1 protein-coding gene is annotated in these 1,203 nt (G+C 47.5%); it reads left to right on the top strand.

Annotated features, from left to right (window positions below; genetic code table 11):
- The first annotated feature begins 104 nt into the window (after positions 1 to 104).
- The gene (locus DDT56_RS24235; protein WP_136168892.1) at positions 105 to 1,145 is read left to right on the top strand and encodes an IS481 family transposase; all 1,041 of its coding nucleotides are present in this window, start codon (positions 105 to 107) and stop codon (positions 1,143 to 1,145) included.
- Positions 1,146 to 1,203 lie beyond the last annotated feature (58 nt).

Genomic DNA, 1,203 nt, shown 5'->3' with positions numbered 1-1,203 from the left:
TGTATTAGTCGCGACCAGATCTGACACAACAACTTGAAAAGTTGAGAGTTACCGGTTTTGATATGGGTGTCGAATCCTTATACAAAACACAAGAGGTAACTCTCATGTTGCATACTAACAATCCTGTCATCAAACACAAAGCGGGTTTGCTAAATCTGGCCGAAGAGCTCGGTAATGTATCGAAAGCCTGTAAGGTCATGGGCGTATCTCGTGATACATTTTACCGCTATCGGGAACTGGCTGAACAAGGCGGCGTTGACGCGTTAATCACCCGTAGCCGCCGTGGTCCAAATCTGAAAAACAGAACCGATGCCACGACGGAACAAGCCGTCGTTGATTACGCCATAGAGTTCCCCGCTCACGGGCAACACCGAACCAGCAACGAGTTGCGCAAGAAAGGGATTTTTATTTCCGGCAGCGGTGTTCGTTCTGTCTGGGTACGACATCATCTGGAAAACTTCAAAAAGCGCCTGAGAGCACTGGAAGAAAAGGTTGCCAGAGAAGGGATTGAACTTAATGATGCGCAAATTGCGGCGCTGGAAAGGAAAGCCCATGACGATGAAGCCAGCGGTGAAATTGAAACTGCACATCCCGGCTATCTGGGCTCGCAGGATACTTTCTACGTGGGTAATCTGAAAGGCGTTGGTCGGATTTACCAGCAAACCTTTGTCGATACCTACTCAAAAGTGGCCCATTGCAAGTTGTACGTCAGTAAAACCCCGATTACTGCGGCGGAATTACTGAATGACCGGGTTTTGCCGTTTTATCAGTCACAGGGTCTGCCGATGCTGAGAATATTGACCGATCGCGGAACGGAGTTTTGTGGCCGGGTTGAGCACCATGATTACCAGCTTTATCTGGCGATAAATGACATCGACCACACGAAAACAAAGGCGATGTCGCCGCAAACCAACGGTATCTGTGAACGGTTCCATAAGACGATATTACAGGAGTTTTATCAGGTGACGTTCCGTAAAAAGCTCTACGACGACCTCGAAACATTACAGGAAGATCTTGATGAATGGCTGGAGTATTACAATAATGTTCGGACCCATCAGGGGAAAATGTGCTGTGGGCGAACACCGATGGAAACATTGCTTGATGGAAAACGCATCTGGGCTGAGAAGAATTTAAGCCAGATGTAATCTGACAGACACCTGTATAAATAACCGGTAACTGTCAGATCAGGTCTGAGCTAATACA

Origin of the sequence: Brenneria corticis, from assembly GCF_003115855.1 — a bacterium.
In the GTDB taxonomy this organism is placed as follows: domain Bacteria; phylum Pseudomonadota; class Gammaproteobacteria; order Enterobacterales; family Enterobacteriaceae; genus Brenneria; species Brenneria corticis.
This window is presented reverse-complemented; position numbering and strand designations above follow the sequence as displayed.

Excerpts from the sequence above, each read along its gene's own strand:
- DDT56_RS24235 (WP_136168892.1), top strand. The coding sequence starts at position 105 with ATGTTGCATACTAACAATCCTGTCATCAAACACAAAGCGGGTTTGCTA.